Source organism: Bradyrhizobium sp. MI1.11 (assembly GCF_055811255.1).
This window is the reverse complement of sequence record NZ_JBVVPM010000236.1, coordinates 1-277: the sequence shown is the minus strand read 5'-3', so window position 1 is coordinate 277 and position 277 is coordinate 1. Positions and strand designations below refer to the sequence as shown.

General features: G+C 62.8%; 1 protein-coding gene. It reads left to right on the top strand.

Annotated elements, in window-relative coordinates:
• Window positions 1–73: 73 nt before the first annotated feature.
• Window positions 74–277: DUF58 domain-containing protein (locus AC0L30_RS43220; protein ID WP_473406815.1), on the top strand; the 204-nt coding region annotated here is incomplete at its 3' end.

Sequence of the window (277 nt, the reverse complement as noted above, 5' to 3'; positions counted from 1 at the left end):
ACCTACTGGGGCGACTCTGCCGCTTAACCAGCTTGCCCCCGAGGCCGCGCTGCGTCGCTTGGAACTCACGATCGTGCGCCGATTGGAGGGATTCCTCCACGGTGACCACTTGGGTCTGCTGCCCGGGACTGGAGCTGACGTTAACGACGCCCGTCCCTACGAACCCGGTCAAGACGATGTGCGCATGATGGATTGGGCCGTTACAGCCCGTACCACCGTCCCCCACGTACGTGAGACCATTGCCGACCGTGAACTCGAGGTATGGGCACTTCTCGAC